Origin of the sequence: Mesorhizobium sp. M0208, assembly GCF_040322015.1 — a bacterium.
Lineage (GTDB): Bacteria > Pseudomonadota > Alphaproteobacteria > Rhizobiales > Rhizobiaceae > Mesorhizobium.
Genome location: NZ_JAMYSP010000009.1, coordinates 21054 through 45679 on the forward strand (window position 1 = coordinate 21054; position 24626 = coordinate 45679).

At 62.4% G+C, this 24626-nt stretch carries 25 protein-coding genes and 1 pseudogene; 11 read left to right on the forward strand and 15 right to left on the reverse strand.

What is annotated here, in order from left to right; translation table 11 throughout:
• Positions 1-7: 7 nt before the first annotated feature.
• Together NKJ17_RS11660 and NKJ17_RS11665 are read left to right on the forward strand one after the other, a co-directional pair.
• A complete protein-coding gene (locus tag NKJ17_RS11660; protein ID WP_352508640.1) occupies positions 8-1009 on the forward strand; it encodes a rhamnose ABC transporter substrate-binding protein in 1002 nt (333 codons plus the stop codon).
• Positions 1010-1095: 86 nt separating this feature from the next.
• Complete coding sequence (locus NKJ17_RS11665) at positions 1096-1857, forward strand: glutamine amidotransferase (protein ID WP_352508641.1); 762 nt, start codon at positions 1096-1098, stop codon at positions 1855-1857.
• A gap of 69 nt (positions 1858-1926) precedes the next feature.
• On the opposite strand, the gene NKJ17_RS11670 is transcribed toward NKJ17_RS11665, so the two are convergent.
• The 7 genes and pseudogenes from NKJ17_RS11670 to NKJ17_RS11700 form a co-directional block, all read right to left on the reverse strand.
• A complete protein-coding gene (locus tag NKJ17_RS11670; RefSeq protein ID WP_352644236.1) occupies positions 1927-2430 on the reverse strand; it encodes a DUF2314 domain-containing protein in 504 nt (167 codons plus the stop codon).
• Between the two features lie 118 nt (positions 2431-2548).
• Positions 2549-2689 (reverse strand): annotated as a pseudogene (locus NKJ17_RS11675) (SDR family oxidoreductase); the annotation flags it as partial.
• Positions 2656-2787, reverse strand: coding sequence for a hypothetical protein (locus tag NKJ17_RS11680; RefSeq protein ID WP_352508643.1), 132 nt, complete (start codon positions 2785-2787; stop codon positions 2656-2658). The gene NKJ17_RS11680 and the pseudogene NKJ17_RS11675, both read right to left, overlap by 34 nt.
• Positions 2777-3658 (reverse strand): YihY/virulence factor BrkB family protein, encoded by an 882-nt coding sequence (locus NKJ17_RS11685; RefSeq protein WP_352508644.1) that lies wholly within the window; start codon positions 3656-3658, stop codon positions 2777-2779. Before NKJ17_RS11685 ends, NKJ17_RS11680 begins: the two co-directional genes overlap by 11 nt.
• 202 nt (positions 3659-3860) lie before the next feature.
• Complete coding sequence (locus NKJ17_RS11690) at positions 3861-4214, reverse strand: TadE/TadG family type IV pilus assembly protein (protein ID WP_254820550.1); 354 nt, start codon at positions 4212-4214, stop codon at positions 3861-3863.
• 40 nt (positions 4215-4254) lie between these two features.
• Positions 4255-4674, reverse strand: coding sequence for a TadE/TadG family type IV pilus assembly protein (locus tag NKJ17_RS11695; protein ID WP_352508645.1), 420 nt, complete (start codon positions 4672-4674; stop codon positions 4255-4257).
• 26 nt (positions 4675-4700) lie between these two features.
• Positions 4701-5933 (reverse strand): pilus assembly protein TadG-related protein, encoded by a 1233-nt coding sequence (locus tag NKJ17_RS11700; RefSeq protein WP_352508646.1) that lies wholly within the window; start codon positions 5931-5933, stop codon positions 4701-4703.
• Positions 5934-6313: 380 nt separating this feature from the next.
• Here NKJ17_RS11700 and NKJ17_RS11705 point away from each other — a divergent pair, with 380 nt between their 5' ends.
• The 3 genes from NKJ17_RS11705 to NKJ17_RS11715 all read left to right on the forward strand — a co-directional run bounded on the left by NKJ17_RS11705 (position 6314) and on the right by NKJ17_RS11715 (position 8364).
• Complete coding sequence (locus tag NKJ17_RS11705) at positions 6314-7627, forward strand: NAD(P)H-dependent oxidoreductase (RefSeq protein ID WP_352508647.1); 1314 nt, start codon at positions 6314-6316, stop codon at positions 7625-7627.
• A gap of 102 nt (positions 7628-7729) precedes the next feature.
• The gene (locus NKJ17_RS11710; RefSeq protein ID WP_352508648.1) at positions 7730-7972 is read left to right on the forward strand and encodes a type II toxin-antitoxin system VapB family antitoxin; all 243 of its coding nucleotides are present in this window, start codon (positions 7730-7732) and stop codon (positions 7970-7972) included.
• Positions 7972-8364: a type II toxin-antitoxin system VapC family toxin gene (locus NKJ17_RS11715; RefSeq protein ID WP_352508649.1), complete on the forward strand. Its 393-nt coding sequence runs from the start codon at positions 7972-7974 to the stop codon at positions 8362-8364. Before NKJ17_RS11710 ends, NKJ17_RS11715 begins: the two co-directional genes overlap by 1 nt.
• 14 nt (positions 8365-8378) lie before the next feature.
• Here the strand turns inward: NKJ17_RS11715 and proC are convergent, their stop codons facing one another.
• Positions 8379-9194 carry a pyrroline-5-carboxylate reductase gene (gene proC / locus NKJ17_RS11720; protein ID WP_352688442.1) on the reverse strand — a complete coding sequence of 272 codons (816 nt, stop codon included), beginning with the start codon at positions 9192-9194 and terminating at the stop codon, positions 8379-8381.
• Between the two features lie 225 nt (positions 9195-9419).
• Here proC and NKJ17_RS11725 point away from each other — a divergent pair, with 225 nt between their 5' ends.
• The 4 genes from NKJ17_RS11725 (at position 9420) to NKJ17_RS11740 (ending at position 14049) form a co-directional block, all read left to right on the forward strand.
• Positions 9420-10154, forward strand: coding sequence for a hypothetical protein (locus NKJ17_RS11725; protein ID WP_352688444.1), 735 nt, complete (start codon positions 9420-9422; stop codon positions 10152-10154).
• Between the two features lie 201 nt (positions 10155-10355).
• On the forward strand, positions 10356-11255 hold the full coding sequence (gene folD / locus NKJ17_RS11730) for a bifunctional methylenetetrahydrofolate dehydrogenase/methenyltetrahydrofolate cyclohydrolase FolD (protein WP_352475861.1): 900 nt from the start codon (positions 10356-10358) through the stop codon (positions 11253-11255).
• A gap of 16 nt (positions 11256-11271) precedes the next feature.
• Positions 11272-12270: a GlxA family transcriptional regulator gene (locus NKJ17_RS11735; protein ID WP_254820541.1), complete on the forward strand. Its 999-nt coding sequence runs from the start codon at positions 11272-11274 to the stop codon at positions 12268-12270.
• A 111-nt stretch (positions 12271-12381) separates the two neighbouring features.
• Entirely contained in the window at positions 12382-14049 is a 1668-nt protein-coding gene (locus NKJ17_RS11740) for a vWA domain-containing protein (protein WP_352688446.1), read from the forward strand.
• Positions 14050-14098: 49 nt separating this feature from the next.
• Here NKJ17_RS11740 and edd read toward each other — a convergent pair whose 3' ends face one another.
• From edd to zwf, 3 genes are all read right to left on the reverse strand, one after another.
• Complete coding sequence (gene edd, locus NKJ17_RS11745; protein ID WP_352644218.1) at positions 14099-15922, reverse strand: phosphogluconate dehydratase; 1824 nt, start codon at positions 15920-15922, stop codon at positions 14099-14101.
• 72 nt (positions 15923-15994) lie between these two features.
• The gene (pgl, locus tag NKJ17_RS11750) at positions 15995-16708 is read right to left on the reverse strand and encodes a 6-phosphogluconolactonase (RefSeq protein ID WP_352688448.1); all 714 of its coding nucleotides are present in this window, start codon (positions 16706-16708) and stop codon (positions 15995-15997) included.
• Positions 16690-18159 (reverse strand): glucose-6-phosphate dehydrogenase, encoded by a 1470-nt coding sequence (gene zwf / locus NKJ17_RS11755; RefSeq protein ID WP_254819279.1) that lies wholly within the window; start codon positions 18157-18159, stop codon positions 16690-16692. The genes pgl and zwf overlap by 19 nt, the downstream gene beginning before the upstream one ends.
• A gap of 272 nt (positions 18160-18431) precedes the next feature.
• Here zwf and NKJ17_RS11760 point away from each other — a divergent pair, with 272 nt between their 5' ends.
• The gene (locus NKJ17_RS11760; RefSeq protein WP_352688450.1) at positions 18432-19178 is read left to right on the forward strand and encodes an SDR family oxidoreductase; all 747 of its coding nucleotides are present in this window, start codon (positions 18432-18434) and stop codon (positions 19176-19178) included.
• Between the two features lie 63 nt (positions 19179-19241).
• On the opposite strand, the gene NKJ17_RS11765 is transcribed toward NKJ17_RS11760, so the two are convergent.
• The 3 genes from NKJ17_RS11765 to NKJ17_RS11775 all read right to left on the reverse strand — a co-directional run bounded on the left by NKJ17_RS11765 (position 19242) and on the right by NKJ17_RS11775 (position 23165).
• A complete protein-coding gene (locus NKJ17_RS11765; RefSeq protein WP_352688452.1) occupies positions 19242-20093 on the reverse strand; it encodes an SH3 domain-containing protein in 852 nt (283 codons plus the stop codon).
• Between the two features lie 211 nt (positions 20094-20304).
• Entirely contained in the window at positions 20305-21591 is a 1287-nt protein-coding gene (locus tag NKJ17_RS11770; RefSeq protein ID WP_352688454.1) for an NAD(P)/FAD-dependent oxidoreductase, read from the reverse strand.
• A gap of 140 nt (positions 21592-21731) precedes the next feature.
• Positions 21732-23165 (reverse strand): glutamine synthetase family protein, encoded by a 1434-nt coding sequence (locus NKJ17_RS11775; protein WP_352475854.1) that lies wholly within the window; start codon positions 23163-23165, stop codon positions 21732-21734.
• A gap of 167 nt (positions 23166-23332) precedes the next feature.
• Between NKJ17_RS11775 and NKJ17_RS11780 the strand changes: the two genes are divergently transcribed.
• Positions 23333-24049: an HAD family hydrolase gene (locus NKJ17_RS11780; protein WP_352508660.1), complete on the forward strand. Its 717-nt coding sequence runs from the start codon at positions 23333-23335 to the stop codon at positions 24047-24049.
• A gap of 32 nt (positions 24050-24081) precedes the next feature.
• On the opposite strand, the gene NKJ17_RS11785 is transcribed toward NKJ17_RS11780, so the two are convergent.
• The gene (locus tag NKJ17_RS11785) at positions 24082-24471 is read right to left on the reverse strand and encodes an ANTAR domain-containing protein (RefSeq protein ID WP_254819285.1); all 390 of its coding nucleotides are present in this window, start codon (positions 24469-24471) and stop codon (positions 24082-24084) included.
• Between the last annotated feature and the right edge of the window lie 155 nt (positions 24472-24626).

The window sequence follows — 24626 nt, forward strand, 5'->3', positions numbered from 1 at the left end:
AGTCACAATGAAAGCGTTTAGATTAGCCCTGCTCGCGTCCGCGGTTCTGCTTGCGCCAACGTCGCTGGCCTTCAGCCAGGAATGCGCCAAGGAACCCGTAACGGTCGGTTTCCTGCCCAAGCTCGACACAGATCCCTATTTCAAAGTGGCCTTCGGAGGCGCACAAGAGGCGGCCAAGGAAATTGGCGGCACCGCCACCCAGGTCGCCCCATCGCAGGCGACTGCCGAGGCGCAGATCGAATTCATCAACAGCCTCGTGTCGCAGAAGGTCGGGGTCATCGCAATTGCCGGCAACGACGCCAATGCCGTCGCGCCGGCGCTGAAGCGCGCCGTTCAGCAGGGCGTCAGGGTGATTTCGTATGATTCCGACGTGGCCGCCGATGCCCGCGCGGTGTTTGTCAATCAGGTGAAGGGCGACAGCCTCGCCGAGATGATGCTGGAAAGTGCATTCGCCCTCAGCGGCGGTGAAGGCGAATTCGCGATCCTGTCGTCGACGCCGACGGCGACCAACCAGAATGCCTGGATCGACTTCATGAAGGCGAAGATGGCGGCCGAGCCGAAGTTCTCCAAGATGAAGCTGGTGCAGGTGGCCTATGGTGAAGAAAGCGAACAGATCAACCAGCAGCAGGCATTGGCGCTGGTCCAGGCGTTTCCCGATCTCAAGGTGATCATCGTCCCGGCAGGCATTGGCCTTCCGGCGGCCGCGCGTGCACTCGAGGAAGCGGGCATGATCGGCAAGGTCAAGCTGACCGGCCTCGCGCCGGCCACTCTGATCTCGAAATACATCAAGGACGGGGCGGCTCAGGATATCTGGTGGAACGTCACCGATCTTGGCTATCTTACCTATCAGACAGCCCAGGCGCTTGCGCAGTGCAAGATCACCGGCAAGGAGGGTGAGAAGTTCACGGCAGGCAGGCTCGGCGAATACACGATTGGCGCCGGCGGCGAACTGATCCTTGGTCCGGCCAAGATCGTGACCCCCGAAAATCTGGCCGAGTTCAAGTTCTGATTCTATGGAGCTCAAGCTCCAGAGGGGCGCCGGTCGATCCGGCGCCCTTCCTAAAACATCTCGAATGAAAACAGTGCGGGGCGGCAATGAAGATCTTGCTTGCAGGCGAAACCTTTGCAGCGACGACGTCGGTTGCCATCGGCAGCGACGTGCTTACAAGTGCGGCCTCGACCAATGGCGCTATGGCCTTCAATGCCGCGCTGGCCACTGAAGGCATCGCCGTCACGCAGATCGGCGGCGAGCGTTGCAGCGCGGAGTTCCCTTATGACCTCGATGGGCTCGCCCAATATCAGGCGGTGGTGATCTCCGATGTCGGCGCCCTGACATTGCTGGTCACGCCGGATGCCCGCGCCGGGCGTGTCGGCGTCAACCGCCTCGATGTGCTCAAGGCCTATGTCGAAGCTGGCGGCGGGCTGATGCTGGCCGGCGGTTACATGGGCTTTCAGGGCATGTTCGGGACGGCGCGTTTCCACGACACCCCGGTCGAGGACGTTCTGCCCGTCCGCTGCCTACCCTACTGCGACGGCATGGAGGTGCCGCAAGGCCTGCAGGCCTCCATCCTGCAGTCGTCACATCCGATTTTTTCCGGGGTGGAGGGGCCTTTGCCGCCGATTCTCGGCATGAACAAGCTGGAATTCAGGCGCGACGGTTCGTCCCGGCTTCTGGCGACCTGCCACCATCGCGGCACCGACTGGCCGCTCCTTGCCGTCGGCAGCCATGGCCGCGGCCGCGCGATTGCCTGGGCAACCGATATCGGCCCGCATTGGCTCTCGCAGGATTTCCTCGCATGGCCGTTCTACGGAAAACTGATGGCGAACATGGTCCGTTGGCTCGCCGGCAATGAATGAGAAAGCTGGTTTGACCAGTGCGGTGCCCAATCCTCCAACGAAAGACCAGGCCATTAAGCATGCGTTGAATCAGGACGGCAGTGGCTCATAAACCGAAACCCCGATGTATCGATCGTATGAGCCGCGATCTTTCTCAGGAAGCTTGTCTCGGGTTACGCGCAATGTGAATCCCCCATGCAAGTGCCCCGCGTCGAGAACCATCCAATCGAAAATATCGTCGCCTTCAAATGCAAGTCGCTGTCCGACTTGATGCCATTTCTGAAGCTCGGGTGGCACCCCGAAAAACGTACCCGAAAATAGCCGCTCCTCAGCATGATAATGCACTGCGGCAAGCCAAAGGAAAACAAAGTTGTCCTCCCCAAGACGTTCGGACTCGTCGGGATCGCGAAACCGAAGCTTCGCGGAACAGAAGGCATCTGCATTTCTCTCGATGTGTTCGACAAATGTCGGCACACTCGCAAGTGCGCGATCGTAAGCTGCAAGGAAGGCGGGGTCTGTCTGCGAGATAGTCGTGAAGAGTGGCTCATTCCGCGGTTCGTCGAATTCACTGTTCGATTGAGATTTTTCGCCCATAAAAGACCTCTTGGACTAACCTTGAACCGCTCAACGACCTGCGAAGTCCGCGCGCTTCTTCCGGTGTGGGGAGGCGGCACTCGCGAGGCGGTGTCGCACTACCAGCCAAAGAGCCCTATCACGCTAGCGACCAACCGCCATCCACCAATATATTCGCGCCGGTGATCAGTGACGCCGCCGGCAAGGCGAAGAACACCACGGTGCCGGCGACGTCGATCGGGTCGCCTATGCGGCCGAGCGGGATGTGGCCGAGCACATGCAGGCGAGTGCGCAGGCGCGGCCGATGCCGCGCGAGGCGCCGGTAACCAGCACCACCTTGCCGGCCAGGTCGAATTTCGGCGTGAATTCATTTGTCATGCGATTCCACCTTGTTCTTCAAATCGGTCCGGCTGCCGTGTCGGACCGAATAGGCTCGCGTGAATTCGGCGCCCAGCAGAAATATCTCCGCCGAATAGTAGACCCATAACAGCACGACGAGCAGGGCGCCGGCCGCGCCGTATGACGATGAGATGGCGCTGGTTCCGATATACCAGCCAATCAGCGACTTGCCGATGGTGAACAGAAACCCGGTGACCACGGCGCCGAGGCCGACATCGCGCCATTGCAGGCTGCGGTCGGGCAGCACCTTGTAGATCGCGGCAAACAGCAGCGTGATCAGGGCAAACGAGACGATCCCGTTGATGGCGCTCAGGATGATGGTGCCGAACGGCAGATAGGCGTTGATGACCTCTCCGAGCGCCGAAATTGCAGCGCTTACGACCAGCGACACCAGGAGCAGGAAACCAAGCGCGGCGACCAGGCCCAGGCTTGCAATGCGTGCCCGAACCAGCCGCGAGATCGTTGCCCCGCTCGGTTTGACTTTCCAGATCTCGTTCAGCGCCAGCTGCATTTCGCCGAACACGCCGGATGCGGCGACGAACAACGTGACCAGCCCCAGAATGCTAGCAAGGGTTCCCGCTTCCTTCTGCGAGGCGTTCTCGATCGTCGCCTGCAGCAGCTCGGCACTTTGCGGCCCCATCAGGCCGGCGATCTGTGCCGAAAGGGCGAGTTGCGCCGCCTCGTGCCCGAAGGCCATGCCGGCGATAGCGACAACGATGAGCAGGATCGGCGCAAGCGAAGTCGTGGCATAAAACGCTATCGCCGCCCCATGGCTCAGCGCATTGTCGTTGACGAAGCCGAGGATGCTTTGCCTGAGGAGTACCCAGCCCTCCGTCGCCAAGTTCCACATGTGGGCCTCGCATAGTTGTCATTAAACAAGTAGCGGCGAGATAGAAGTGGGCGAGGGGTAGTGGACGACCTGGCCGCCGGCTCTGAAAAAACCTCGCGGAGGCGCAGGTGTTGCTGGCCGAATTGCGGTAGCCCGCGAGAAACCGACGCAGCCACTTTCGTTGGGCCGCTCACCCCTTATTGCCTAAGGAAATTGGACGCGCTCATGATCCAACCAATGGAACTGCGACAGTCGTCCCATAATTTATCGGATACCGATCGAAGTACGGGAACTCGATAACGAAAGCATACCTGGCCGTGAGATGTGCCATTCGAAAGCCGCCGTTGGGGGCGTCGATTGCTATTGTTACGTCTACGTCTTTCAATCCCAAAGTCAGCAATTTTGCCGTGGCTATGGCTTCTATCTCGGCCTGCGTCAGCGAGTTCTTCATCTGCAGCGCACGCGCGGACGTTTCCAGCGTATACCGAACACTGGACATGGCATTCAAGGCCCAGCCGAATGCGAAGACGCCGATCAAGACCATTATCAGAACAGGGGCGATCAGCGCGAACTCCAACGCAGCTCCGCCTGATGCTCCCCGTATGAAGGCCCTCGCTTTAGCGAACACGGATCACCTGTTGGTGGCTGAGCTCGCGCGAGAGCGAAAACGCGCCGAAACTGAAGGGCGGTGACCAGGTGGCTGTCGCTTGGATTTCGACGAAAACCGCGGGAGCTTTCAAACTGTCGCACAGGACAGATGGATCGACCACGGTGGTCCCGCACATATATTTCCGGCTCAGCGTCACCTGCGCGTCGCCGGGATGGTTTTCCCAGCCTGAAAGAGCGACAGCTTGGATAGTCGCATCCTCGGCTGCTCCTTGCATCACGAGATTCGCCGCCGTTTTGACGCCTGCACGCATCGACAACGCGTTCGACACAAAAGACCAGCCGTCAATGATGCCAAGGAGTACCAGGCAAAGGATCGGCACAATCAGCGCAAACTCTACCGCGGCAGCACCCGAATCGCTGCGGAACATCCGGACTGCTGACCCTGTCACGAAGATTACTCGACAAGCTTTATGGATTGCGTCGCCGGAATGTCTCGCATTCCAAGGCTCGTGCAGTCCTGATTGACGTTCGCGTTGCCGGACCACTGCACGGTACTGGCGACGACCTGAGTGCAACCGCCTTTGCCCGAGAAATTGCCGAGATAATTAACGTCTTGCGTTGGAAAATACAAAGCGCCGGTCAAAAGCGAATCTGCCGTGCCATTAACCGTGTTCGATCCAGTCAGGTTGGCTTTGTCGCCGTAAAACAGCACCCCCGAATAGGTGCCCGACGTTGGTGCGCTGAGCTTGATGGTGGCCGTGCCGTTCATGCTGACGCCGGAGCTGCCGGCCAGATAAATGATGACTCCGTCGCCGGAAATATTCGCGTTCGAGTTCGCTTTGAAATCACCGCCTTGAATGACGTATATCCCGGGCGAAAGCGTTACATTGCCGCTCAAGCTGAGCCCCCTGCAGTATGTTCCAGGTTGCAACACCGACTGATTGCTGTTTCGACAGGGGTTCGTGGCCGGTGGCGCCGGCAAGTCGGCAAAAGGATCGGCAGCGGGCAACGCCTGGGTTATCGGCCTGGCGCACACGGTCGTCACGGGGTTGCTCAACGAAACACCGCCTGCCGATACCAGGCAATCGACCTGAAGGCTTGCCGATCCCTGAAGCTTGATGGCGTCCGCGGCTATCGAATTCGACATCACGACGCAGCCGTTCAGTTTGAGATTCGAACTGCCGGAAAAGAGCGCCGCTTTCGGAGCGGAATGATTGAGAGCTAGAGCGCAGGCCTTTGAGGCGTCGGTGATAAGAGCCACCGCTCTTGCCTGTGCGCCGACCGCATTTTGCGTGAATATCGATGTAAAAAACCGATCGAGGGTCTGATGAACGATGACCTCGACAGCCTTTTGGGCCACATTCGGGCCGGAGGACGGGGGCGTGAAGATTTCGATTGTGCCTGTCGACGGGTCCCAGCCATTCGTTGTCGCAGACAATGTCGCGGCGGAGACTATCGTTGGTTTGTCGGATCCTGAAACCTTTTCCAAAGCGCCAGCATAGGCTGCCGCATCCGCCACCGCTTGTAGCTTCAGGCCGCTGTAATACCAGTAGGAAGTCTCAACGCCGAGACCCGCGCCGCCGACGACGATCGGCAACGACAGGGCAAAAATAGTGGCAACGTTGCCACTCTTGCCGGTTCGTCGCATGCAGAAAAAACGCCTGAAGATACGGGCACGCCAGTCCATTCCTCATTTAAGCCGGGATGCATAAAGGAATGACTAAGAATTTCCGTCCATTTCTTGGCTGTGATCCATTCAAACGGCGCTTAGCGGTTCTGCTGCACCCGTTCGCCGGTTGTGCCCTGAGAGGCATTTTCTAAGATCTGAGAACGCGGACGTTAGGCCCACAGGACCGTCGGTAACACTTTGGCCGGGTGCATTGTCTTCACAGAAAGCAATCCGATTTTGGGGCCAAGCGCAAGAAAACACCGCCGGCGGCCGGTTTCGTTGGCAAACCGTTACCGTTCCCTGCTATTCCCGCATCCTGATGCATGTTGCCCAAGTGTGCCGCGGTTTTGGGACAGCGACATGCGCAAACAAAGACTTAAAGCAGTGGACGCTCTCGCATGACCAATGTCGCCTTGACCGGGCTTGCCCGCGATCTTGCCAAGCGCGCCGCACAAGGCCGCCCGGTGCGCATCGGCGTCATAGGTTCCGGCGAGATGGGAACCGACCTGGTGACGCAAGGCATGCTGATGCCGGGCATTTCGGTTTGCGCGATCTCGACGCGCCGCCCGCATACGGCGCGTGATGCCATCCGCATCGCCTATGGCGACGAGGCGATGGCACGGGAGGCCGATACGCCGTCGAAGCTCAGCCAGGTGATCGAAAGCGGCAAGATCGCCATAACCTCGAACGAAATGCTGGTCACCAATCCGCTTATCGATGTCGTCATCGATGCTACCGGCAAGCCCGGCGTCGCCGCCGATTTCGACCTGATGGCGATGCAGCACGGCAAGCATCTGGTGATGATGAATGTCGAGGCCGACGTCACTATCGGCTGCTATCTGAAGCAGCAGGCCGACCGGCTCGGCGTCGTCTATTCGGTCGGCGCCGGCGACGAGCCGTCGAGCTGCATGGAGCTGATCGAGTTCGCCTCGGCGCTCGGCTACACCATCGTCTCCGCCGGCAAGGGCAAGAACAACCCGCTCAACCACGACGCCGTTCCCGACGACTATCGCGAGGAAGCGCTACGCCGCAACATGAATCCGCGCATGCTGGTCGAGTTCGTCGACGGCTCGAAAACCATGGTTGAGATGTGCGCCATTGCCAACGCCACCGGGCTGGTGCCCGACGTTCCCGGCATGCACGGCCCCAAGGCCGATCGCGACGAGCTGGTCAAGGTGCTGATCCCGCGCGAGCAGGGCGGCATCCTGTCGAAGAACGGCGTCGTCGACTACACCGTCGGCAAGGGCGTGGCGCCCGGCGTCTTCGTAATCGTCGAGGCGACGCATCCGCGCATCATCGAGCGCATGGACGATCTGCATATCGGCCACGGCCCCTATTACAGCTTCTTCAGGCCCTACCATCTGACCTCGCTGGAAGTGCCGCTGACGGCCGCTCGCATCGCGCTTTATGGCAAGCCCGACATGGTGCCGCTGCCACGGCCGGTGGCCGAGGTCTGCGCCGTGGCCAAGCGCGATCTGGCGACGGGCGAGACGTTCGATGCGATCGGCGAGACCTGCTACCGCTCCTGGACCATGACCGTCGAAGAAGCCCGCGCCCATCGCGCCGTGCCCGTCGGCCTGCTCGAAGGCGGCAAGGTGCTGAAACAGGTGCGGAAAGGCGAATTGCTCACCGCCGACAATGCCGCGCCCGACCCGACGACCAGGCTGTTCGCCTTGCGCCGGCTGCAGGACGGGATGCTGTATGGAGCGTAAGGCTCTCGACCGGTGAGCCGTCGCAATGGCCTCCGGCCGAGCACTGGCTTTGTCATGACGAATTCGCTATATTGTAGTGACGATGAAGGCGGAGGCGATTACATGAATCTTCAGATCAGGGATCCGCGCGCACGCGAACTGGCGCGAGAGCTTGCTGCCAAACGCAAGATTTCTATGACGGAAGCGGTCATCGAAGCGCTTGAATCCGAGTTGAAGCGGGAGAGCGGACGCATTCCCTTGGCCGAGCGGCTTGCTGCCATTGCCAACGACTTCAAGGCCAAGGCAGGCCAAGATGGTCGGGCTATGACGAAGGATGAGATCGATGAGATGTGGAGCCATTCCTGATGTTCGTCGACACCTCCGTGGTTGTCGCGATTCTTTCAGGCGAAGAGGATGCCCGCGAGTGGAGCAACCGAATCGAGGCAGCGCCCGCAAGAATAACTTCGGCGTTGGTGGTGCTTGAAGCGGCGATGCGGCTTTCGACCATGCTTGCCGTGCCGCCGGTTGTCGCCGGAGATGCGATAGAGGCGTTTCTTCGCGAGGCTGAAATCGAAATTGTGCCTATCGACGCCAGCGATGCCAAGCTCGCAATCCATACATTTTCAGATTACGGAAAGGGGCGCGGACATCCCGCCCAGCTCAACTTAGCCGACTGCCTTTCTTATGCTTGCGCAAAAAGTCATGGCTCCGCACTGCTCTACAAGGGCAACGACTTTTCGCATACCGATCTCGCGTAATCCGAAATCAGCTGTTACTTCCCCAGTTCGATCGACCGCAGCCGCGCCGCTTCCACCGCCTCAGTGAGCAGGCGCGTCAGACGGTCCTCGCCCATCAGCACGGCAAGGGCGGCAGCCGTGGTGCCGTTGGGGCTGGTCACCTGCCGTCTAAGCACGCCGGGCTCCTCGCCGCTTTCGGCGGCAAGCGAGGCGGCGCCGTAGACCGTTTGCATGGCCAGGAGCTTTGCGACCTTGCCAGGCAGGCCAGCCTTCTCGGCGGCCACGGTCAGCGCTTCGATGAAGTGGAAGATATAGGCCGGCCCCGACCCGGAGACCGCCGTCACCGCGTCCATCAGGCCCTCGTCGTCGATATCGGCCACTTGCCCGCTCGCCGAGAGCAGGTCGGCGACGAAACGTTTAGTCTCGTCGGAAACCAGCCTGTTGGAAAACACCACCATCATGCCCTTGCCGATCGCCGCCGGCGTATTGGGCATGCAGCGCAGGATCGGCGCGCGATCGCCGAGAATGCCTTCGAACGTAGCGACCGGCGTCCCGGCGGCGATGCTGAGGAAAGTGGTTCGGCCATCGTTGAAGCGGATGTAGCCAGCCGTCACGTTACGGATCACCTGCGGCTTGACCGCAATGACGACGAGGGCCGGCACGGCGTCCGCCGGGATGGCGCCGGCGTCCGCGGCAGCAGAGCAGCCCAGTGCTTCGGCACGCTTGCGCAACTCGGCATTGGGCTCGACCACGAACACCGCAGCCGGAGCGAGCTTGCCGGCTTTCAGCCAGCCCGAGAGCATGGCGGAGCCCATATTGCCGCAACCGGCGAGAACAAGCCTGATCGTCATCGAAAGCCTCCATAGAGATGGCTTCCCCATAGACGTTCGCGGCAGGGCGGGGAAGCCCTTTTGGGACCGTGATCAGGCGGAAACCCGGACCTTGCGGTTGGGATGCGCATGTAGTCGCGCAGGGGCGCGGCGACCACATTAACCTTTTATTTCCTATGCCTGTTTAGCATCGCTTAACCAGTGGCGGTCGCTACGTCCCAGCCCGAGGGGGAAGCTCCAGAAACCATGGCTTATAGGAATAATCGTGAACACTGGAGGAACGAGCAGTCCCTGCTGTCGTTCGTCGAGGCAGCGCGCGACGAAGACGAAGCAGCGCTGGTTTCCCTGGAGGACCGTACAGCCCGGTCATGGCGCGAGGATGCCGCCACACGCCATCGTCTGGCCCGCTCGCGCCGCGAAGCGCGTGCCAGCCCGATCCTGTTGGCAGCCGCAGGCATAGGCCAGCCCCATCCTGATGCGTCAAAGGCCGGCCCCATACTGATGGAAGAGGCTACAGCTGCCGATGCATTTTTCGACCCCGTAGGCTCCCTTGACGGCCCCGATTCCGGTTCCGCCGATCGCGCCGCATACCCGGCAGCGCCGCCTCTCGCTCTGCTCGAGGTCGCGCGCACCAAACGGCCGGGTCCAATCGGTGCCGTGTTGTCGGCGCTGGGCCGGCTCATGCCCGGCAGAGCGCAGGAGGAGATGACGTCGGGTGAAACTTCCACCGCGACAAACTCAAGCGCAGCCATGTCGCCTGCCTTCTACCCGCAGCCGCTCTATGCCGGTCGGGCACCGTATCCGCAGCAACCCACGCCGCCGCATTCGGCACATACTCAGGCCTGGTCGAGGGACGCAATTCAGGCCTCGGAAGCCGCCGATCAGCAAAGCCAGATCGAGGAAATCCGCGCCAGCCTGCGCGAATTCCGCGAGGCGGTTCGCGAGCTCACCGAAAACCGCACGCATCGCCGCTATTTCTGAGCGTCGAATAAAACATGCCGGTTTCGAGTTAACGGCATGGGACGGCGCATTGACGGGATTGCCCGGCTCGATTTTCGTGAAAATGCCGCGCTGCATGTCCGCCCGCCCGCGCATGGTTCTGGGCAACGACCTGCATAAAAACATATCTGGAGCACGCCGCATGGATGCGGCAGGCTTAGCAATAGGCGTCGAGGGTGGTTCATGGCCGAGTTGATTGACGGAAAAAGCGTCGCCGAAGACGTGGTGCGGCGGGTCAAGACACTGACCGCCGAACTAGCGGAAAAAGGTGGGCAGCAGCCCGGTCTCGCGGTGGTCATCGTCGGCGAGGATCCGGCGAGCCAGGTCTATGTCGCATCCAAATCCCGTACCGCCAAGGAATGCGGCTTCCATTCGGTTCAGCACACACTGCCGGCCGAAACCTCCGAGCCGGACCTTTTGAAGATCATCGGCCAGCTCAATGCCGATCCGGCCATCAACGGCATCCTGGTGCAGCTTCCGCTTCCCGGCCATATCGACGCCGGCAAGATCATCCAGACCATCGCGCCGGAGAAGGATGTCGACGGCTTCCACTTCATCAATGTCGGCAAGCTCGGCACCGGCGAGCTTGAGACCGCCTTCGTGCCTTGCACGCCGGCCGGCTCGATGCTGCTGATCGAACGGGTGCGTGGCAAGGACCTGTCCGGCCTCAATGCGGTCGTCGTCGGGCGTTCGAACATCGTCGGCAAACCGATGGCCAATCTTCTGCTTGCCGCCAACTGCACCGTCACTATCGCACACAGCCGCACCAGGGACCTGCCGGCGCTTGCCCGCACCGCCGATATTCTAGTTGCAGCCGTCGGCCGGCCCGAAATGGTCCGCGGCGACTGGGTCAAGCCTGGCGCAACCGTCATCGACGTCGGCATCAACCGCATCGCCGCACCTGAGAAGGGTGAAGGCAAGACCCGCCTCGTCGGCGATGTCGCCTTTGCCGAAGCAGCGACGGCGGCCGGCGCCATCACGCCGGTGCCTGGCGGCGTCGGACCGATGACCATTGCCATGCTGATGGCCAACACGCTAGCTTCCGCCTATCTCGCGGCCGGGTTGAAACGGCCTTCCTTCTGACCAGAAAGCAGCGTCCTTGCCGAACCTCACTGTTCCCTTAGAACGGCCGGTCACCAATGATCCCGTTCAGGGCGGCCGGCAGTTCGGGTTTCTGCTGGTCGACAAGTTCTCCATGTTCTCGCTGGCCGCGGCAATCGACACGTTCCGGTCGGCGAACCGGCTGCTCGGCCGCGATTTCTATGGCTGGACGACGGTGTCGGCCGACGGCGATGCCGTCATGGCGTCCAACGGCCTGCCGCTCAAGATCGACTACGCCGTCGCCGATCTGCCGCCGGTCGATATCCTGTTCGTCTCGGTCGGGCTGACGACGGAATTTCCCGGCAAGAGCAAGGTGCTGGCGGCGCTGCGCAGCTGGGGCCGGCGCGGCAATGCGCTCGGCGCGCTTTCGGTCGGCTCCTATCTGCTTGCCGAGGCAGGCCAGCTCGATGGCTATCGCTGCACCATCCATTGGGAAAACCGCGCCGGTTTCCTCGAGCGTTTCCCGGATATCAACTGCACCGGCAACGTCTTCGAGATCGACCGCAAGCGCTACACTTGCGCCGGCGGCACCACCTCGATCGACCTGATGCTGGAGATCGTGCGCGGTGATTTCGGCTCGAGCCTCGCCAATGGCGTCGCCAACCAGTTCCAGCATGAGCGCATCCGCTCGGCCGGTGACCGCCAGCGCGTCGGCCCGGAGCGCGACCTGACCGGCAAGTCGGAGAAGCTGCGCCGCATCGTCGAGCTGATGGCCGACCATCTCGACGAGCCGCTGTCGGCGGTGCAGCTTGCCAAGTCGGCGGGCCTGTCGGTGCGCCAGGTCGAGCGCCTGTTCCTGCGCCATCTCAGCGTGACGCCCGGGCGCTACTATATGCGGCTTAGGCTCGAGCGGGCGCGCGAACTGCTGCGCCAGACCAACATGCCGATCCTCGACGTGGCGATCGCCACCGGCTTCACCTCGCATTCCTACTTTGCCCAGAGCTATCGGCTGCAGTTCGGCCGGCCGCCTTCCGAGGAGCGGCGCACGACCTATTGAGGGTTTTGCACAGCGGCGGCGCAGCTTCGTGCTCCAGCCGGGCTTGTGTCGCGACGCGGCGTCAAATAGCTTTCCGGCGCCGAGCGGCGGCGACGGATGGGGAAATATTCGATGGTGGGATTTGTGCGGAGCGCCGCGGCGGCGACCCTGCTGCTTTGGATGACGGGGTTCGGCTTTGCCGCCGATCGCGTCATTATCGTTCTCGATGCCTCCGGCTCGATGTGGGCGCAGATCGACGGCAAGCCCAAGCTCGAAATCGCCCGTCAATCGCTGCGGAACGTACTGCAATCGGTCCCGACCGACGAGGAAATCGGCCTGATGGCCTATGGCCACCGCGAGAAGGCCAGTTGTGACGACATCGAACTCATCGTGCCACCGCAGGCCGGCTCGGCCAGTGCGATCTCAGCCGCGGCCGACAGCCTGAAATTTCAGGGCAAGACGCCGCTGACCGCCGCCGTCAAACAAGCGGCGGAGGCGTTGAAATACACCGAGGGCAAGGCGACGGTCGTTCTCATCACCGATGGCATCGAGACATGCAACGGCGACCCCTGTGCGCTCGGCAAGGAACTGGAGGCTGCCGGCGTCGACTTCACCGTCAATGTCGTCGGCTTCGGCCTGACGGCGGCCGAGGGCAAGCAGGTCGCTTGCCTCGCCGACAACACCGGCGGCAAATATATCGAAGCGTCGGATGAAAAGGCATTGCAGGACGCTCTCGTCGAGACCGTCGCGCCTCCGCCACCCGCCCCTGAACCGGCTCCCGCCCCGCAGCCTGCTCCCCAGCCGGCGCCCGCGCAGCCGGCGGAGTCCAATTTCGTGCCCACCGTCGTGCTTGCCGAGGGTGGCGATCCCGTCACCGACGGCAATGCCTGGGAGATCTATAAGGCAAATTCCGACGGCACGCGCGGCGATCCCGTCACCACTGAATATGGCGCCTACAAGGGCAATCTTGAGCCGGGCGACTATATCGTCGTCGCACGCGCCGGCGAGGCCAGGGCCGAACAGAAGATCAAGATAGAGCCTGGCCAGGCCGCCAAGCCGCACTTCAACCTGAATGCCGGCACGCTGGTCATCCACCCGCGGCCAAGCGAAGGAGCGGACGTTGACGGCGGCGCGGCTGTCGTAATCGGCTATCCCGGCGTCGACACCCCGCGGACCTATTACGGCGACACGAAAGTCGTGCTGCCGGCCGGCGACCAGAAGGTGACCGTCACGATCGGCCAGGGCATGGTTACCGAGACGATCCCGCTTGCCGCCGGCAGGGTCATCGACAAGGACGTCATCGTCGGCGTCGGGCGTATCGTCGCCAACGCCTATTATGCTGCCGGCGGCGACAAGGCCGAGGGTTCGGGCGTCGGCTTCAAGGTGCTCCAGGCGAGAAAGAACGTCGACGGAACCAGGCAGGAGATGACTTATGCCTACGGTCCGGACAGCAAGTTCGATCTGCCGCCCGACGATTATGTGCTGGTCGCGACGGTCGACCTTGCGGTTGCCGAGCAGCCGTTCAGCGTCAAGGTTGGCGACCATCAGGATCTGAAGATCGCGATGAACGCCGGCATGCTGACGATAACCGCGCCAGGGGCCTCGAAGATCGAGATATTCGAGGCCAGGAAGAACATCGACGGAACCCGCAAGTCGGTGGGCTACGCCTATGACCAGAAGTATGAAGCCACCCTGTCGGCCGGTGACTACGCGGTGGTTTCGAAGAAATCGGACAACAGCTCGAAAGAAGGCACGGTAACGGTCAGGGCCGGCGCGCGAGCCGAACTGACGGTTCAATAGATCCAGTGGAGAGCAGCCGTCAGCCGCTCTTCCTTGTTGCTAAAAAAGGTCACGCTGTACCGAAGGCGCTGGCGCCATGGTCGGCGCGGCCCACCAACTGCCGGAACCCGGCGAAAAGCTCGCGGCCGAAGCCGAATTCATTGCCTATGAGGTCGCTGTCGGCGGGCCGGCGCAGGGCAAAGTCGCCGGCCGGCACCAGCACTTCGAGAGTCCCGGCCTCGGCGTCGAGCCTGATGATATCGCCGTCATGGATCCTGGCGATCGGCCCGTCCTCCGCCGCTTCCGGCGTCACGTGGATCGCCGCCGGCACCTTGCCTGAAGCGCCCGACATGCGGCCGTCGGTGACCAGCGCCACATGCTGGCCGCGGTCCTGCAGGATGCCGAGCACGGTGGTCAGCCTGTGCAATTCTGGCATGCCGTTGGCCTTCGGACCCTGGAACCGAATGACGGCGATGAAGTCGCCGGTCAGCGACCCCGCCTTGAACGCCTCGTTCAGCCCTTGCTGGCTGTCGAACACCTTGGCCGGCGCCTCGATGATGCGCCGCTCCGGCTTGACCGCCGATGTCTTGATGACGGCGTGGCCGAGATTGCCTGAAAGCACTTTCAGCCCGCCGCTCGGCTGGAACGCCTTCTTGAACGGTGCCAGCACCTTCTCGTCGCCGCTTTGGCGCGGGGAGGCCTCGCGTACGACGCCGCCGTCTGCACCGAGCTTGGCCTCGACCGCGTAGGGGCGCAGCCCTTCGCCCCACACAGTCTGCACATCCTCATGCAAGACGCCTGCGTCGAGCAGTTCGCGGATCAGGAAGCCGAGCCCGCCGGCGGCGTGGAAATGGTTCACATCGGCAAGGCCGTTCGGATAGACCCGCGCCAGCAGCGGCACCGCTTCCGAGATATCGGAGATGTCCTGCCAGGTAATGGCGATGCCGGCCGCCGCTGCCATGGCGATCAGGTGGATGGTGTGGTTGGTCGAACCGCCGGTGGCGTGCAGGCCGACGATGCCGTTGACGATCGAGCGCTCGTCGATCATCCGCCCGACTGGCGTGTAGGCGTTGCCGAGCGCGGTGATCGCCAGCGCCCGCTTCGTCGCTTCCCTGGTCAGCGCGTCGCGCAACGGCGTGCCGGGATTGACGAAGGAAGCGCCAGGCGTGTGCAGGCCCATGATCTCCATCAGCATCTGGTTGGAATTGGCGGTACCGTAGAAAGTGCAGGTTCCCGGCCCGTGATAGGATTTTGATTCCGCTTCGAGCAGTTCGGCCCGCCCCGCCTTGCCCTCGGCATAGAGCTGGCGAATCTTGGCTTTTTCGTCGTTCGGAATGCCGGTCGTCATCGGCCCGGCCGGGATGAAGACCGCCGGCAGATGGCCGAAGGTCAGCGCCGCGATCACCAGCCCCGGCACGATCTTGTCGCAGACGCCGAGATAGACGGCGGCATCGAACATGTTGTGCGACAGGCCGATTGCCGCGGCCATGGCGATCACGTCGCGCGAGAACAGCGACAGCTCCATTCCGGGCTGGCCCTGGGTGACGCCGTCGCACATCGCCGGCACGCCGCCGGCCACCTGGGCGATGCCGCCGGCCTCGCGCGCCGCGTCCTTGATCAGCGCCGGAAATGTCTCGAAAGGCTGATGCGCCGACAGCATGTCGTTATAGGAGGTGATGATACCGAGGTTCGGCACCCGGTCGCCGCCAAGCGCTACCTTTTCGGAAGGGCTGCAGACGGCAAAGCCGTGGGCCAGGTTGCCGCAGGACAGCACGGCCCGGTTGGCGGTGCGGTTCGAGGCTTCGGCGATGCGGCCGAGATAGGCCTCGCGACCGGGCTTGGAGCGCTCACGGATGCGCTGGGTGATGGCTTCGATGTCACGTCTTGCGGTCATGGCGGTCGGTCCTTTCAGGCGAGGTCCCGCAACACCTTCCGGCTGTTGCCGGGACCTGCAGCCAAGTTGAGATCAGGGAGCCCAGAAAACCTCTACGGGCTTTAGAGTGGCTTCGAGCACGGCGCGAATGGGCTTTCGTGCTCCAGTTCCAAGCGCGGCCTCGAATGCGGCGCGTTTTTCCGCGCCCTCGATATGCAGCGCGACGAAGGCGGCATTGATGATCCGCGCCAATGACAGCGTCAGCCGTGGCTCGCCGGCGCTTGCCGCGTGAACCGGAAGCACGAGCCTTTGCGACGACGGATCGAGCAATCTTGCCAGGTTGTCGGCATCCGGAAAGAACGAGGCGGTGTGGCCATCAGTTCCCATGCCAAGCACAACGACGTCGAGTGGCCAGGGCAGCACTTGCAGCGCGTCACTATCGGAGACCGCTGCGCCCTCGATACTTGCCGCTGCGCGGTAAAGCGGCACGAAATTCGCGGCCGCGGCCGCGTTCTGCAGCAGGTTGGCGGCAACCAGGCCGGCATTGGAGCGCGGCGATGAGGGCGGCACGAAGCGCTCGTCGACCAATGTTATCGTCACCTTTTCCCAGGCGATCGGAACGGTCGAAAGCGCCGCGAAGAATTTCGCAGGCGTCGTGCCGCCCGAGACCGCGAGCAGTGCCGTGCCGCGCTCGGCGATCGCCTTTGACAGACGGCCGGCGACGTGGCCGGCAAGCGCTGTCGCCAGCTCCTGGCGTCCGGCAAATTCGTGCCAGTTGTAGGCGTCGCCTAATTGCTCTCGTGCCATGTCCGCCCGTCGCGTTCGATCAGCGCAATCGAGGCCGAGGGGCCCCATGTGCCGGCGGTGTAGCCTTGCGCCTCTTGCCTGCCGCTTTCCCAGGCGTCCTGGATCGGGTCGATCCATTTCCACGCCGCCTCGACCTCGTCGCGGCGCATGAACAGCGTCTGGTTGCCACGGATGACGTCCATGATCAGCCGCTCATAGGCATCGGGGGCGCGGCCGTCGAAGGATTGCGCAAAACTCATGTCGAGCGGGATCTGGCGCAGCCGCATGCCGCCCGGCCCCGGATCCTTGATCATAATGAACTGCTTGACGCCTTCGTCGGGCTGCAGCCTGATGACCAGCTGGTTGGCGGAGATCGGCCCGGCGCTCTCGCCGAAGATCGAGTGCGGGATCGGCTTGAATTCGATGACGATCTCCGAAACGCGGGTCGCCAGCCGCTTGCCGGTTCGGAGGTAGAACGGCACGCCCGCCCAGCGCCAGTTGCCGATCTCGGCCTTGAGCGCAACGAAAGTCTCGGTGTTGCTGTTCTTGCCGAGTTCCTCGACATAGCCTTTCACCGGCCCGCCGGCCGAGGCGCCGGCACGATATTGCCCGCGCACCGTGTGCTTCGGCGCTTCGTTGCCGTTGATGCGCTTCAGCGCCCGCAGCACCTTCAGCTTTTCGTCACGGACAGCATCGGCGTCCATCGACGACGGCGCCTCCATCGCGACCAGGCAGAGCAGTTGCAGCATGTGGTTCTGCACCATGTCGCGCAATGCGCCGGCCTTGTCGTAATAGGTGACGCGGTCTTCCAGGCCGACCGTCTCGGCGACGGTGATCTGCACATGATCGACATTGGCGGAATTCCAAAGCGGCTCGTAGAGCGCGTTGGCAAAGCGCAGCGCCATCAAATTCTGAACCGTCTCCTTGCCGAGATAGTGGTCGATGCGGAAAATCTGGCTTTCATGGAAGTCGTCGCCGACCAGGTCGTTGAGCGCGCGCGCCGAAGCGAGATCGCGGCCGATCGGTTTTTCCAGCACGATGCGCGAATTCGGCGTGATCAGCCCGTGCTCCTTCAGCTTGTGCGAGATGTCGCCGAACAGCGCCGGCGCCACCGCCAGATAGAAAGCGCGGATGTGTTCGCTGTCGCCGATCGCCTTCTTCAGCCTGTCGAAGCCGGCACCTGTGGTTGCATCCGCCGGGACATAGGAGAGCCGCGCGAGGAACGTCTTTAGTTCCGTGGCGTCGATATCCTCCGGTTTCACATGATCGGCAATCGCCTGCCTGGCGAACGACTGGAATTCCTCGTCGGTCATCTTCGAACGTGATGTGCCGATGATGCGCGTCGGCTCGGAAAACTGGTGGTCGCGCTGCCGGTGGTACAGCGACGGCAGAAGCTTACGTTCCGACAGGTCGCCGGTGCCGCCGAAAATGATGAAGTCGAAGGGGTCGACGGGAATGATCTGGCTGGTCATGGTCTGTCCGCTGTGACGCCGGTCGCGATAACGCGGCTGATATAATCTAATCGATTTAAACTTGCCAGTGCCATTGCGTCACATCCGCGTGTGCTCTTGACACGGGCGCTAGCCGGAGGCTTGTCGGCAAGCGATGCTTCCGGAGCCTTCGCAGGTGCAGCATAGTGCCGGATGGCAGCGAAAGCCAAAGGAGAAATCGTCGATGGACGCACATCTTTCGATGGCCTGGCCAAAGGCGTCGTCGATCGCCTTCAACGATGAGTGAGAAAAGCATGCGCCTGCAAAACAAAGTCGCCATCATCACCGGCGCTGCCTCGGGCTTTGGCGAGGGCATGGCCAGGCGCTTTGCCGAGGAGGGCGCGCGGGTGGTCGTCGCCGATCTGAACGCCAAGGGCGCGGAGCGCGTTGCCGGGGAGATCGGCGAAAAGGCGATCTGGACCCAGACCGACGTCTCGCTGCGGTCCGAATTCGACGACATGGTCCATGCCGCAATGAGCGCCTTCGGCCGCATCGACATCATGGTCAACAATGCCGGTTACACGCATCGCAACGGTGACCTGCTGGAAGTCGACGAAGCGACCTTCGACCTGATCACATCTGTCAACATGAAGGCGATCTACCACGCAGCGCTTGCCGTGGTGCCGGTCATGCACCGGCAAGGCGGTGGCGTCATCCTGACGACGGCCTCCACGGCCGGTATCAGGCCGCGGCCTGGCCTCACCTGGTACAACGCATCGAAGGGCTGGGCGATCACCGCGACCAAATCGATGGCGGTGGAACTCGCGCCGAAGAACATCCGCGTCAACTGCCTCTGCCCAGTTGCCGGCGAGACCGGCATGCTCGCGAAATTCATGGGCGCCGACACACCCGAGATCCGCGAGAAGTTCCGCGCATCGGTCCCGCTCGGCCGGCTTTCGACGCCGCTCGACATTGCCAATGCCGCGCTTTGGCTTGCTTCGGACGAAGCGGCTTTCATCACTGGCGTGGCGCTGGAAGTCGACGGCGGACGTTGTATTTGAACGGCCGGGTCCTCAGGCGCAGGACTGGCTGATGGCAAGCCACCCGCGATCGCTGTGCCGGCCTTACGCCCCGGTTTTGACGTAGCTCTTGTACACCCAGCCGCGCTTACCGTTGTAGACGATCTGGCACCATTGCTTGCAGCTCATCACCTGCACCGAGGTCTTGGCAGGCACGGTGAGAATGGCGGCAGCATTCTTCTTCGGGCCGATCCGCATGGTGACGGATCTCAGGATGCGTCCGGTACCCGCAGTATTGGCTTTTCCGGATTTTGCCTTGGTACCGTCGCCGTCCTCACTCGCGGACTGCGCCGCCGGCAGTTGCGGCTTGGGTGTGGGGATGGCGGCGGTCTGAGCACCGTCAGGCCCTGTGTTTTTCGTCGAGCTGCCGGGAGCCGCCACTTTGGCAAACAGTGCCGCAGCGTCGGGCTTCGCTGCCGGGTCAGCAAACGCCACCGCGGCGGACGATTTATCGGCCGCCTGCTCGGTCTGGCTTGCCAGTTGGTCGGATGCTGCCGTGGCGGCGGCCGATGCCGTCTTTGGCCCCGTCCAGCGCGGATCATTGGGAGCCAGCGCCGGTATCTCGGCTTCCGCCGCGGCAACCGCCGGGGAAACCGCATCTGCCTTGCCCGTCGTCCGCGGCGCCGCAGCGACCTTGGCAGGCATGATCTTCGTCGTCTTGACCGGGATGGTCGGAACGATCTGCCCAGGGCTTGCGGCCGCTTGTCGCTCATTTGCCGGCAATGCCAGCCACAGTGCCACCGCGGCAACGCCGAGCAGTGCGGCCGTGCCAAGCGCGGCGATTACCAGATGCGCGTTCGACCGGACCCCATGCCAGAACGTCGGCCGCATATCGTAACCGAATTGCATCGCAAGGCGCCGTCGTTCCGGCGCGCCGAAACTGAAGGGCTCTTTCACTCTTGCCACCTCCATTTGCGGGCCGATGTTCTTACGACCCCTTGCCGGAGAGCCGGCATTTCGATCGGCATCGGTCCCAAACCAAAAGCGGGCAAGCCCGCAAAATTCCCCGTTCAGCTGCCCACGAGCATCATCTTTCGCCCGCGATTGTGGCATCACTGCGCCCTTGGCGGGAATTCTGCGCCCAGGTTAAGGATTCTGCAACGTCTGGTTAAATCCTGTCCCGCAACGCGTACCAGTTGAGCGCAAGAAAGAGCAATGGCGCGCGCAAACGCCGGCCGCCGGGGAAGGGAGGAATTTTCAGGTCCTCGATCAGCTTCAGCCGGTCGCGGTTGCCGGCGACCGTCTCCGCATAAAGCTTGCCGAAAAAGTTCGACAGCATGACGCCATGGCCGGAATAACCGCCGATCGAGATCACATTGGGCATCACTTCGCGCACGAACGGCTTTCTCGGCACGGTGATGCCGACATAGCCGCCCCAGCCATGGGTGATCTCGACGTCCTTCAATGACGGATAGATCTCGGCGATCTGCCGGCGGATGTGGATGTGGATGTCCTTGGGATCGTTGACCGCGTAGATCTCGCGTCCGCCAAACAGCAGCCGCCCATCCTTCGATTTGCGGAAATAGCGCACGACGAAGCGCGAATCGTCGACCGCCTCGCCACCCGGCAACACTTTGGAATCGGCTCCCAGCGGCACCGTTGCACCGATGAAGGAGCCGATCGGCATGATATGCGCGGCACTCACCGGTTCGAGCGTGCCGCCATAGGCGTTGACCCCGATCAGGCATTTAGCGGCGGTGATCGTGCCCTTCGGCGTCGCAACCCTGACCTTGCCGCCGCCGGAGGTGATGCCGGTCGACGGCGTCTGCTCGAAAAGCTTTGCGCCGGCCTGCGTCGCGACTTTCGCGGTGCCGATCACCAGCTTCAGCGGATGGATGTGGCCGGTGCCGGTATCGCGGGTGCCGCCGAAATAATGCGTCGAGCCGAGCCGCTCGGCAGTCTCCGCGGCATCCATGAATGAGATGTGCGGATAACCGAACCGGTTTGCCATGATCTCGGCATGAGCCTTGTAGTCGTCGACATAGCGCTTCTTGTGCGCCACCGACATTTGGCCGGGCATATAGTCGATCTCGATCTGGTTCACCGCGGCGAAGTCGAGCAGATGCGCCTTGGCCTCTTCGGCCAGGTCGAACAGCGCCTTGGCGCGGGGAAAGCCGTATTCCGCTTCCAGCTCCTCTGCCCAGGCCCGCTGTCCGGTGCCGAGCTGGCCACCATTGCGGCCCGATGCGCCATCACCGAAACGATGCGTTTCGATAAGCACGACATCTGAGCCTGTCTTGGCTAGGTGAGCCGCCGCCGACAGGCCGGTAAAGCCGCCGCCGACGATCACCATATCGCATGTCCGGTCGCCGTCGAGCGCCGGATATTCGGGCCTTGGCCCGGCGGTGTCTTCGTACCAGGAGCGGCCGGGGGAGATTGGGGATTGGTAGGGCATGATGCAGCCAAGACTCGGAGATTTTTGCAGAGGCGGAGAGAAATAGTGAGTAATGAGTAGTAGTTGGTGAATAGGAACGGACAGTAACGGTCTTGGTGCGATCCAGCCCCGTTCACTACTCACTAATGACTACTCACTACTCACACATTCAGCAGCAAATACTCCCTCTCCCACGGGCTGATCACTTCCATGAAGGTCTCGAATTCCGCTCGCTTGATCGCCGCATAGGTCGCTGCGAAGGATTTGCCGAGCAGGGCGCAGAGTTCCTCGTCGGCCTCGAACAGGTCGACGGCTTCGAGCAGGCTGCGCGGCAGGTCGATCTGGTCCTCGTTGGCGGTCGTCAGAACCGGCGGCTCGGCCTGGATCTTGTTGGTCATGCCGATCAGCCCGCAGGCGAGCGATGCCGCCAGCGCCAGATAGGGGTTGGCGTCAGAGGAGGGAATGCGGTTTTCGACGCGCCGCGCCGCCGGGTCGGAGCGGGGCACGCGGAAGGCCGTGGTCCGGTTATCGTAGCCCCATTTGTTGTTGACCGGCGCCGAGGCCGACTGCGTCAGCCGCCGGTAGGAATTGACGTAGGGCGCAAACATCACCAGCGCGTTCGGCACATGTTTCTGCATGCCGCCGATGAAGTGGAAGAAGGCGTCGGTCTCCGAGCCGTCCTCCGCCGAAAAGACGTTCTTGCCGGTCTTCTTGTCGATGATCGACTGATGGATATGCATGGCGGAACCGGGCTGGCCCTGGATCGGCTTGGCCATGAAGGTGGCGTAGATTTCGTGCTTCAGCGCCGCCTCGCGGATGGTGCGCTTGAACATGAACACCTGGTCGGCGAGCTCGATCGGGTCGCCGTGACGCAGATTGATTTCGAGCTGGCCGGCGCCCTCCTCGTGGATCAGCGTGTCGATCTCCAGGCCCTGGCTTTCGGAGAAATGATAGATGTCGTCGATCAGTTCGTCGAATTCGTTGACCCCGGCGATCGAATAGCCGGCGCCGCCGCCGATCGGCCGCCCGGAGCGCCCGACAGGCGGGGTGAGCGGGTAGTCCGGATCGGGGTTCTTGCGCACCAGGTAGAACTCGATCTCAGGCGCCACGACCGGTCTCAGCCCGCGTCTGTCATAAGCAGCGAGCACGCGCTTCAGCACGTTGCGCGGCGTGAACTCGACCGAGCGGCCGTCCTGGTGGACGAGGTCGCAGATAACCGCCGCCGTCGGGTCCTCCTCCCACGGCACCACGGTCAGCGTCGAGAGGTCAGGCATCAGCTTGAGGTCGCCATCGTCCTCCGGATAGTGGAAGCCGTTGCCGTCCTCCGGATAGCCGCCGGAAATCGTCGTCATGAACACCGCCGAAGGCAGTGCCAGCGAGGTATTGGAGGTGAATTTCTTCGATGGCATCATCTTGCCGCGCGCAACCCCGGCCTGGTCGGGCGTGATGCATTCGATGTCTTCGATGCCGCGCCATTCTAGCCAGGCGCTGACTTCTTTCCAGTTCTTGACGCCACGTTGGTTTTTCACGAAGGCAGGCGTGCGGGCGCGTCCTCCGCGGCTCGACGGACGGACTTCCTTTTTTGCAGGCGGCATCAATCACCAGATTTGTTGCAGATTGTGGAGTATAGCTGTTGCCGACGACGGAAGGGAAGGGGAGCTGGCTGGCATGCGCCTCGATAATCGGGGAAACACAACGACTTCCGGATAAAAGCCTCCTGGTCTAGGGTCGGCCTCCCGCAACGCTGCAATTAATGGGCCGCATGCAACACAGCCGCAAACTGACGACGATCGGCTTCGACGCCGATGACACGCTGTGGCAGAATGAACAGTTCTTCCGCATGACCGAGAAGCGCTTTGCCGCACTGCTCGCCGATCACGCCGAGGAGGACCGGATTTCAGCAAGGTTGTTGGAGGCCGAGAAGCGCAACCTCGCGGTCTACGGCTTCGGCATCAAGGGATTTACGCTGTCGATGATCGAGACGGCTATCGAGGTCACCGAGGGCCAGGTGCCGGCCTCAACGATCGCCGAAATTCTCGCCGCGGGCCGCGAGATGCTCAGCCATCCGATCGAGCCGCTTCCGTATGCGCGCGAGACCGTGGAAAAGCTGGCCGGCGCCTACCGCCTGGTGCTGATCACCAAGGGCGACCTGTTCGACCAGGAACGCAAGCTGGCGCAATCCGGACTGGGAGCGCTGTTCCATGCGGTCGAAATCGTCAGCGACAAGAGCGCTGCCACCTATAGCCGCATCTTCAGCCGCCACGGCGATGGCCCGGAAAAGGGCATGATGGTCGGCAACTCGCTCAAATCGGACGTCGTGCCGGCCATCGAAGCCGGCAGTTGGGGCATCCACGTGCCGCATGAACTGACCTGGGTGCTGGAGCATGTCGAGCCGCCGGTCTCAGCACCGCGCTTTCGCCAGATAGCCAATCTCGGTGAACTGCCAGGCCTGATCGAGCGTATCGGCGAGATTGATTGATCAGGTCTGCGGTCGGCGCGTCGCCGTAGAGGTCAGTTGCGGCCGACCCCGACCAGCCGGTCAATCACCGGCTGCAGCCGTTCGGTGGTGATCGGCTTGACGACCACCACATCGACGACGCTCGACAGGCCCAGGCTCTCCGGAGTGCCGGTCTTGACCGAAAGCAGGATCACCGACGGAAGCGATCTGCCTGACGCCCTTCGCAGTGCATCGATACCCGACAGCAAGGCGTCGCAGTCCCCGTTCTCCGCTCCGCCGTCGAGAACGACAGTCCCCGGTATCAGCGCCTGCAAGGCCTTTGCCGCGGTTTCGGGAGTTTCCGAGATCGGTTTGAGGCCGGACCGCTCCACGATTTTTGAAACCACGACGCGGTTGATCGGTGATTTTCCGACCACCAGCACCCGCGAGAAATCCGGCAGCATCCGCGTCTCCATGTCCCGGCTAACGAAAGGCGGCTGTTTTGCAGGCTCGATATCGCGATTCGCTGGGCACATGCGGGGCAGGCCGTTGTTCAACATTTCAATGCAGGGTTGAAACTCGAGCGGTAATTGGCGTGAGATCACTGCTCATGTCAAGC

Bases quoted from the DNA above. Each gene is read 5' to 3' on its own strand.
- NKJ17_RS11660 (WP_352508640.1), top strand. From the start codon at position 8: ATGAAAGCGTTTAGATTAGCCCTGCTCGCGTCCGCGGTTCTGCTTGCG.
- NKJ17_RS11665 (WP_352508641.1), top strand. From the start codon at position 1,096: ATGAAGATCTTGCTTGCAGGCGAAACCTTTGCAGCGACGACGTCGGTT.
- NKJ17_RS11670 (WP_352644236.1), bottom strand. From the start codon at position 2,430: ATGGGCGAAAAATCTCAATCGAACAGTGAATTCGACGAACCGCGGAAT.
- NKJ17_RS11680 (WP_352508643.1), bottom strand. From the start codon at position 2,787: ATGACAAATGAATTCACGCCGAAATTCGACCTGGCCGGCAAGGTGGTG.
- NKJ17_RS11685 (WP_352508644.1), bottom strand. From the start codon at position 3,658: ATGTGGAACTTGGCGACGGAGGGCTGGGTACTCCTCAGGCAAAGCATC.
- NKJ17_RS11695 (WP_352508645.1), bottom strand. From the start codon at position 4,674: ATGTTCCGCAGCGATTCGGGTGCTGCCGCGGTAGAGTTTGCGCTGATT.
- NKJ17_RS11700 (WP_352508646.1), bottom strand. From the start codon at position 5,933: ATGGACTGGCGTGCCCGTATCTTCAGGCGTTTTTTCTGCATGCGACGA.
- NKJ17_RS11705 (WP_352508647.1), top strand. From the start codon at position 6,314: ATGACCAATGTCGCCTTGACCGGGCTTGCCCGCGATCTTGCCAAGCGC.
- NKJ17_RS11710 (WP_352508648.1), top strand. From the start codon at position 7,730: ATGAATCTTCAGATCAGGGATCCGCGCGCACGCGAACTGGCGCGAGAG.
- NKJ17_RS11715 (WP_352508649.1), top strand. From the start codon at position 7,972: ATGTTCGTCGACACCTCCGTGGTTGTCGCGATTCTTTCAGGCGAAGAG.
- proC (WP_352688442.1), bottom strand. From the start codon at position 9,194: ATGACGATCAGGCTTGTTCTCGCCGGTTGCGGCAATATGGGCTCCGCC.
- NKJ17_RS11725 (WP_352688444.1), top strand. From the start codon at position 9,420: ATGGCTTATAGGAATAATCGTGAACACTGGAGGAACGAGCAGTCCCTG.
- folD (WP_352475861.1), top strand. From the start codon at position 10,356: ATGGCCGAGTTGATTGACGGAAAAAGCGTCGCCGAAGACGTGGTGCGG.
- NKJ17_RS11740 (WP_352688446.1), top strand. From the start codon at position 12,382: ATGGTGGGATTTGTGCGGAGCGCCGCGGCGGCGACCCTGCTGCTTTGG.
- edd (WP_352644218.1), bottom strand. From the start codon at position 15,922: ATGACCGCAAGACGTGACATCGAAGCCATCACCCAGCGCATCCGTGAG.
- pgl (WP_352688448.1), bottom strand. From the start codon at position 16,708: ATGGCACGAGAGCAATTAGGCGACGCCTACAACTGGCACGAATTTGCC.
- zwf (WP_254819279.1), bottom strand. From the start codon at position 18,159: ATGACCAGCCAGATCATTCCCGTCGACCCCTTCGACTTCATCATTTTC.
- NKJ17_RS11760 (WP_352688450.1), top strand. From the start codon at position 18,432: ATGCGCCTGCAAAACAAAGTCGCCATCATCACCGGCGCTGCCTCGGGC.
- NKJ17_RS11770 (WP_352688454.1), bottom strand. From the start codon at position 21,591: ATGCCCTACCAATCCCCAATCTCCCCCGGCCGCTCCTGGTACGAAGAC.
- NKJ17_RS11775 (WP_352475854.1), bottom strand. From the start codon at position 23,165: ATGCCGCCTGCAAAAAAGGAAGTCCGTCCGTCGAGCCGCGGAGGACGC.
- NKJ17_RS11780 (WP_352508660.1), top strand. From the start codon at position 23,333: ATGCAACACAGCCGCAAACTGACGACGATCGGCTTCGACGCCGATGAC.
- NKJ17_RS11785 (WP_254819285.1), bottom strand. From the start codon at position 24,471: ATGCTGCCGGATTTCTCGCGGGTGCTGGTGGTCGGAAAATCACCGATC.